Here is a 6,589-nt window from a genome sequence, read left to right on the forward strand (position 1 = left end):
ACCTTGGGGGCGATCGCCCGATCAATATGACTAAATAGAGAAGCCACCTGACGAAAAATCAAAAATCTGAATTTACACTAACTAGGTAATTATTTAAGAATTAACTACCTACGGGTGGATTTGACTCAAAATAAACCGTAAGCGATCATAGTCATCTTTAAGTAAAACACTTAAGCTACGTCCAGCTTTAATTAGCCATTCTCGGTCAGCTTTGCGTAACTGGTATACATCTCGAATGGCAGCTGCGGTTAAAGACTCTATCGGCGCACCATTTATACAAAGGAGTGTCCGTAAAAAATCTAGTTCTTCAGTAAATTTAATGATAGCTTCTGGTTCACATCGATAAACAGCTTGATGAATTTGCGGGGGACGGGGTGGAAGATACTGATATACTCTTTGGTTATAACTTTGATTTTGCGAAGATAGTTCAAATCCGACGATCGCAGCGCGGAATTCTGTGCGGAGCATGGCAAATATTTGGGGTTGTTCTTCCCGTAAGTCTTGCAAGGACAACCCTAACGCTCTTGCCCTGTGTACAGAATCTATGGGCATAGTTGTGGCATAATACACTACAGCATAAATTTGATTGCCAGATTCTTCATCTACAGAACAAACCCAACTACCAAAGGGTGGCATTGAGGGAAAGCTTAAATCTTCCGGCTCTAAACACTGAGCTAAAAATTCTGTACTGGTAGTTTCAATTACCTCTGCAATATGATTGGGATGGCGATCGCCAGTGGCAAACTGTGGTAGGGGGAGGCGCATAGTAATTTAGTCATTGGTCATTGGTCATTAGTCATTAGTTTTTGCCAAATGACAACGGACAAATGACTAATGACTAATTTTATTTGGCTTTTTTACGTCCGGCGGTGGTTTCTACGAGTTCCAATTCGCTCAGGCGAAAGGTAACTAATTTATCCCAGTTACCACCTTCAAATAATACGGCTACTTTGCCATCAGTAAGTCGTTGCACGAGTCCTTCGTAGCGATAATACGTATCTGCGGGATTTTTGACGCGAACAGTTGCTCCAGGCAGAATCATGTTTTTAGCCTCGCTTGTTTCCTTTTAATAGCTTAATACTTGTTAATAGTCATTTGTCATTAGTCATTGGTCATTAGCAAAGGACAAAGGACAAAGGACAAATGACCAATGACCAACCAGAAATGACGAATCAATAATACTTCTGTCTTTGGCGAAAATTTGCTACTGATTCTACTATTCCCAAGGAAATGAAGTTGGTCAGCATCGCAGAACGCCCATAACTCATCCAAGGTAGGGGAATTCCTGCCACAGGCGCTAAACCTACAGTCATGCCAACGTTCACAATCACCTGAAACACAATCATCGACAAAACGCCAATAGCCAACAAGGAACCAAAGTTATCTTTGGCGGTTTGGGCAATATGTAGTAGACGGAAGCAAATTAAGCAGAAAACAAATAGCACTACCAAACAACCAACAAAACCAAATTCTTCTCCCACTGCTGAGAAAATAAAGTCTGTATGCTGTTCGGGTACGAAATTCAGTTGCGTCATTGGCCCCTTGAACAGACCCCATCCCCATATCTCACCAGCACCAATAGCAATGCGAGATTGGATCAAGTGATATCCAGCACCTAATGGATCGTGATCGGGATTCATGAATACAGTTAGTCGGTCTTTTTGATACTCTTTCAAAACATGGTTCCAGGCGAAGACTCCTAATTCGCCACCCAGTATATTGAGAGTCCACGCACCGATAGCACCTAAACCAAATCGACGCCAGGGAAGAGTTTGCCAGCCCACAATAGCCATTGCAACTGACCAAATTAGTCCTAATGGGCCAAAAGATAGTTCTTTGAATAAAACTATTGGCTCTGTTAAAGGCCAAGATATACTAAACAAAATGGCGGCAACCACTGGAGAAATCATCAGAATTAACCAGCCTGGGTTAGCATTTGCCCAGTAAAGCATTCCTAAGACGATCGCACCAAATACCATTGATGTTGCTAAATCTGGCTGTAAAAATACTAATCCCCAAGGTATAGCGGTGATTGCCAGAACCCGGAAAACACCTTCGAGGCTAGAAGCAGTCCGCCTGTGTAACAAGGCTGCTAAGGTAACGATCATGCCGACTTTGGCAAATTCTGAGGGTTGCACATTAAAGCCGGCGATACTAATCCACCGCTGCGCCCCTTTAGCGCTAGTACCAGCAATCATCACCGCGATTAAACTGAAGTTCGTCAGCGTGTATGTTACCCAGTGCCACTGCATCAAGAGCTCGTAACGGATGCGAGATAAAAACAGGGCTATAAGCACGCCGATACCCGCTACCATCCAGTGCCACCACCAGTCAGTTACTGGCTGCTTCAGTTCCGTACTGAGAATCATCAGGCCGCCAAAGATACTGACAGCAATCGGCAAACAAAAAAGTAACCAATCTATATGCTGCCAGGGCTTAACCCAAGACTTCCAGCGAATTTTGGGGAGCGATCGTTTTAACAACATTGTGCCAGTTTAGACTTTAGCTTTAATTGTTGGGAATTGGGAATTGGGAATTAGTCAATATTCAATAGTTATTCTTCCCTAACTTCCCTAATCCCTAACACCCAGTCCCTAGTATTCCCAAGCTATAGCCCAGGAAGTAGATAGAAATTAAAATTTATAATTATGTCAGGGCAGCAACTGATACTTTACCAGCAATGGTAAGAGCGATCGCTGTTAATGCTTTTGCTGAAGCCGAATCTGGATCGCCAACAACTATTGGCACACCGCTGTCACCACCAACTCGTGTGGAAATCTCTAGCGGTACACACCCCAACAGTGGCACTCCCAATTCAGCAGCTGTTTTGGAGCCACCACCGGAACCAAAGATGTCATATTGCTTATCTGGTTGATCAGGGGGGATAAAATAGCTCATATTTTCCACGATCCCCAATACCGGAACATTCATCTGCTGGAACATCCGCAATCCCTTGCGAGAATCTAACAGAGCTACGTTTTGCGGTGTGGTGACAATTACTGCCCCTGCCATCGGCACTGCTTGGGTTAAAGTTAACTGAGCATCTCCGGTTCCCGGTGGCATATCTACAATCAGATAATCCAGTTCTCCCCATTCAACTTGATAGAGAAACTGGCGAATTACGCCATTGAGCATAGGCCCCCGCCAAATTACTGGTTGATCTCGGTCAATCAAAAAGCCCATTGAAACTAATTTCACGCCGTGATTAAAAGCAGGTTCCAGGATGTCACCTGTTTCACTGGAACGCACAGTAATTTGAGCATCAGACAAACCCAGCATGGTGGGGTCATTGGGGCCATAAATATCAGCATCTAGCAAGCCGACTTTCGCCCCAGTTTGGGCTAGAGCCACTGCTACATTCACTGCCACCGTACTTTTACCAACGCCACCTTTGCCGCTGGAAACAGCAATGATATTTTTGACTCCAGAAATGCCAGTGCGGTCAGGTAAACTTTTTTGTTGCGGTGTTTCTGCCGTCACTTCTATGCTGACATCTGTAACGCCTGGGAGTTTTTTGACAGCTTTCTGACAGTCTTCGACAATAAATTCACGTAAAGGACAGGCAGGAGTGGTTAACACTAAAGTAAAACTAACCTTACCACCGTCAATTTTTACGTTGCGAATCATATTCAGTTCTACCAGACTTTTGCGGAGTTCTGGGTCTTCTACTGGTCGCAAAACTTCTAAGACAGAGAGGGAATCGAGGACATCGTACATAAAAATTCAAAATTCAAAATGAATAAATACACTTGTGGGGAACATCTTAGCTATTAACTGGATGCCTTCTTAAGTAAGGTCAGCTTAGTGTTATCACTGTCACTGCCGTGATAAAACTTAGCAAATTGCATTATTACCTAATAGAATCTTAACTTTCTTTGGGCATTGGGCATTGGTTGTTCTCCTTGTTCCCCTTGTCCCCTTGTCTCCCCCAGTCCCCAGTCCCCAGTACCTAAAAATCAAAACAACTGTCATTAAGAGATTTTTTCTTACCAGATACTGCTGGTAATGCCGTCTTTTCTACTGCCTCGACTAAAGACCGTGCAACTCTGTCTGCATAAGGACGGGATAAAGACCAAATCACGGGCGATAACCAACCCCGTAAAGTTACAGAATAAGATAAACAAGTACCACAAACCGTTGACTCTACCTGGTAAGTTACCCGTTCCTCTATTCCAGGAATCGCCATCACTCGGATACTCAGCATCTCTCTGGGATTGACGCGTTCCACAAAAATTCTGATGGGAATCGGCGAAAAGCGTGTTACAGCTTGAAAAATTAATCCTGGTTTGGGTACTAATCCGTGGGGAACATTAGTACTCTTAAGTTGTGGATGCCAGGAAACATCTGTTAAATCAACCACTTTTTGCCACAGTTCATCTACAGAAGCAGAACTAATCTCTCGATACGTCCACACCAGAGAAGCACAAAACCGACGACGTTTGCGGCGGATGAATTTGGATAACCAACCTTGCATTTTCCTAATCCTCCTCCCTAGATACTTTCTGGGAACTCTGGTATGGTGTGCAACTACGCTCAACTGCTAAATTAAAACTTTCTCAAAAATACCCTAAACATAGCAAGCCTTGATTCAGTACAAACCTAACAGCCGACATCAGCAATATGGCAAAAAATTTCTGAGTAGACCAGTCAAATCTTTGATACCTCAAGCTTAAGACTAAAATTGAGTCTTTATACCAGAATATTCCAATTAAGAATTTCAAAAAAAACTAATTCAATACACAAGCCTATATGCATTTGAGGCTAAATAAATATAGAAGAATATAATATCTATATAGATAAACTATTAAAAAGTTGAACAGCAATTTTGAGCATCAAATGAGCATTATGTTAAACAGCAGTAAAACTCCCACTGGGAAGGCAAAGAAAGGTCAGGTAACGGTACGTCCTGACTCAAGGTCAATTAAAGCTTGCTTCCCTCGCAATTACTTTGCAGACAGTAAACAGGTAAAACTAAGGACTGGCATTAATCCAGATGACTGGAAGGCTACGGCATCAAAGCTAGAGCATAGATTACAGCTAGAACTAGAAGAGGGTAAGCTTGATGACGGTTATGGAAACTTTAACCTGGGTCGTTATCAAGAGATTCTTGAGGAATATGGGTTAAGAGCAAAGCTGAGATTAGTGAGGAGTGTTGAAACCTCAGACGACCAGCTACCACCCAAGCCTGAAATGTCCTTGATGGAAGTGTGGGATATGTATTGCGAGTACAGAAAATCAGGATTAAGAGAAAGTTTTTATGAAAACACTTATCAAGGACAATTTAAAAACTACCTTAAGTCAGCAATTGAAGCTACTAAATCAGAAGATGCTTTAAAAATTAGGAATTGGTTAATTGAAAACAGGAACCATTTAACTGTCAAGGATATCTTATCTAATCTCTCAAAAGCGTATCGAATAGCAATAAAAAATAAGCTGCTAACTCATAACCCTTATGAGGGATTAGCAAAAGAAATAGTAACTAAAGGTGCTAAGGGCAAAACCCAAGATGAAGTAGAGAATGATAATGATGTACTTGACCAGTCAAAAGCTTATACTTGGGAAGACGCAGGAATAATAGTTGATTATGTTGAAAATAAATATCCTTACTGGCTGAATTTTTTAAAATTTAAATTCCTCACTGGATGTAGAACAGGTGAGGCAATAGCTTTTATGTGGTGCGATATTGAGTGGGATAAAGAGAGAGTTTTAATTCGTAGAACTTATGACAGGATAACTAAAAAGTTCTATCCGCTAAAAAACGATAGCAGCTACGAGGGGGAAGAAATCAGGAAATTTCCTATGCCTAAAGATGGTAAATTATGGAGTTTATTAAAATCAATCAACCCAGGTCAAGCTAACGCCAATGTTTTTAAAAGTAAAACTGGAAAAGTAATTAACAAAGATGTTTTTGGTAACGCCTGGAGGGGACAAAAGACTACAAAATTCCAATGTAAAGGTATCATTCCTGCACTAATCGAACAAGGCAAACTCACCAAATATTTATCGCCTTACAACACACGTCACACCTTTATCACTCACGCTGTTTTTGATTTAGGAATTGACGAGAAAGTAGTAGCTAAATGGTGTGGTCATCAGATAGATATATCAAACAAACACTATCAAGATGTAGCAATATTTGCTGAGACAATTAATCCTGAAGTACCGATGAGTCAACAAGTGCAGCAACAGTCAGAGATTGAAATATTGAAGCAACAAATTGAGGATATGAAAAAGTTACTCCAGGATAAGGATAAATAAACCCTTATTGCCTGAATTTCTTCAACTACTACTCAAAGTAATAATAAATCCTCTAGAAATAAGCATTCTAGAGGGTATTTTTTTTATGTGCGATCTTTTAGGTTTTACTATGTCTAAAATTACTCTAATATAAGTATTACTCCAAGTAAATCAGCAACACATACACATTAAAAAAGCACTCCTCACTGGAGTGCCGTAAAGTTATGCGGTCGTGAACTGATTACCTAGCGAGTAGCGATATTGTCTCCTCTAGTTTCATTTTCGCCATATACCGGGCGGCGTTGCATAAATGCGGGATGAATCAGCTAAATACAGGTATTTCTCTATACTT

Annotated in this window: 6 protein-coding genes; 1 reads left to right on the top strand and 5 read right to left on the bottom strand. The window is 41.3% G+C overall.

Going from position 1 to position 6,589, the window contains the following annotated elements:
• Nucleotides 1–108 precede the first annotated feature (108 nt).
• From HWQ58_RS13070 to HWQ58_RS13090, 5 genes are all read right to left on the bottom strand, one after another.
• Complete coding sequence (locus HWQ58_RS13070; RefSeq protein ID WP_179066959.1) at nt 109–765, bottom strand: HAS-barrel domain-containing protein; 657 nt, start codon at nt 763–765, stop codon at nt 109–111.
• Between the two features lie 79 nt (nt 766–844).
• Complete coding sequence (locus HWQ58_RS13075; protein ID WP_100898602.1) at nt 845–1,042, bottom strand: NAD(P)H dehydrogenase subunit NdhS; 198 nt, start codon at nt 1,040–1,042, stop codon at nt 845–847.
• 130 nt (nt 1,043–1,172) lie between these two features.
• Nucleotides 1,173–2,486: a rod shape-determining protein RodA gene (rodA, locus tag HWQ58_RS13080; protein ID WP_292862727.1), complete on the bottom strand. Its 1,314-nt coding sequence runs from the start codon at nt 2,484–2,486 to the stop codon at nt 1,173–1,175.
• 160 nt (nt 2,487–2,646) lie between these two features.
• Nucleotides 2,647–3,717: an Mrp/NBP35 family ATP-binding protein gene (locus HWQ58_RS13085; RefSeq protein WP_292862730.1), complete on the bottom strand. Its 1,071-nt coding sequence runs from the start codon at nt 3,715–3,717 to the stop codon at nt 2,647–2,649.
• A gap of 232 nt (nt 3,718–3,949) precedes the next feature.
• Nucleotides 3,950–4,474: an SRPBCC family protein gene (locus tag HWQ58_RS13090; RefSeq protein ID WP_292862733.1), complete on the bottom strand. Its 525-nt coding sequence runs from the start codon at nt 4,472–4,474 to the stop codon at nt 3,950–3,952.
• A 371-nt stretch (nt 4,475–4,845) separates the two neighbouring features.
• Here HWQ58_RS13090 and HWQ58_RS13095 point away from each other — a divergent pair, with 371 nt between their 5' ends.
• Nucleotides 4,846–6,258, top strand: coding sequence for a tyrosine-type recombinase/integrase (locus HWQ58_RS13095; RefSeq protein ID WP_292862735.1), 1,413 nt, complete (start codon nt 4,846–4,848; stop codon nt 6,256–6,258).
• The last annotated feature ends 331 nt before the right edge of the window (nt 6,259–6,589 follow it).

The organism is Nostoc sp. LPT (genome assembly GCF_017115165.1).
In the GTDB taxonomy this organism is placed as follows: Bacteria; Cyanobacteriota; Cyanobacteriia; order Cyanobacteriales; family Nostocaceae; genus Nostoc.

What these genes read in the sequence shown, in the direction of transcription:
- HWQ58_RS13070 (WP_179066959.1), bottom strand. Translation starts at nt 765, where the DNA reads ATGCGCCTCCCCCTACCACAGTTTGCCACTGGCGATCGCCATCCCAAT.
- HWQ58_RS13075 (WP_100898602.1), bottom strand. Translation starts at nt 1,042, where the DNA reads ATGATTCTGCCTGGAGCAACTGTTCGCGTCAAAAATCCCGCAGATACG.
- rodA (WP_292862727.1), bottom strand. Translation starts at nt 2,486, where the DNA reads ATGTTGTTAAAACGATCGCTCCCCAAAATTCGCTGGAAGTCTTGGGTT.
- HWQ58_RS13085 (WP_292862730.1), bottom strand. Translation starts at nt 3,717, where the DNA reads ATGTACGATGTCCTCGATTCCCTCTCTGTCTTAGAAGTTTTGCGACCA.
- HWQ58_RS13090 (WP_292862733.1), bottom strand. Translation starts at nt 4,474, where the DNA reads ATGCAAGGTTGGTTATCCAAATTCATCCGCCGCAAACGTCGTCGGTTT.
- HWQ58_RS13095 (WP_292862735.1), top strand. Translation starts at nt 4,846, where the DNA reads ATGTTAAACAGCAGTAAAACTCCCACTGGGAAGGCAAAGAAAGGTCAG.